Source organism: Autumnicola edwardsiae (assembly GCF_031846505.1).
Taxonomy (GTDB): Bacteria; Bacteroidota; Bacteroidia; order Flavobacteriales; family Flavobacteriaceae; genus Autumnicola; species Autumnicola edwardsiae.
Genome location: NZ_JAVRHP010000290.1, coordinates 1 through 593 on the forward strand (window position 1 = coordinate 1; position 593 = coordinate 593).

At 41.7% G+C, this 593-nt stretch carries 1 protein-coding gene; it reads left to right on the forward strand.

Translation table 11 applies throughout. The annotated features are described in order from the left end of the window. Positions 1-104 precede the first annotated feature (104 nt). Positions 105-593, forward strand: a 489-nt coding sequence (locus tag RM529_RS17700) for a CoA transferase subunit A (RefSeq protein ID WP_311486051.1), incomplete at its 3' end; no start/stop codon positions are given.

The window sequence follows — 593 nt, forward strand, 5'->3', positions numbered from 1 at the left end:
TCTTAAAAATTTACACCAAATTCTCCTGAAACCATAATTACTATGGCCTGCGCGTTGTAACAGCTGTTTTATTTTCGTATTTTTCTGAATAAAATTTTTAGAAGATGATACGAAAAGCTGTAGCTAATGTAGAAGATGCGTTGGAAGGAATTAAAGACGGAATGACTTTAATGCTGGGCGGATTTGGCCTTAGTGGTATCCCTGAAAATGCTATTTCTGAACTGGTGCGCCTCAATGTGAAAAACCTTACCTGTATTTCGAATAATGCCGGGGTGGACGATTTTGGGCTGGGGCTGTTACTTCACAAAAAACAGATCGATAAGATGATTTCTTCCTACGTGGGGGAAAATGCCGAATTTGAAAGGCAGATGTTAAGCGAAGAACTGGAAGTAGAACTGGTTCCGCAGGGTACACTTGCCGCAAGGTGCCAGGCTGCACAGCAGGGTTTTCCTGCAATATATACTCCGGCAGGTTTTGGTACAGAAGTGGCGGAAGGAAAAGAAACCCGCGAATTTGATGGTAAAATGTACGTACTTGAGAAAGCTTTTAAAGCAGACTTTTCTTTTGTAAAAGCCTGGAAAGGGGATAAAGCA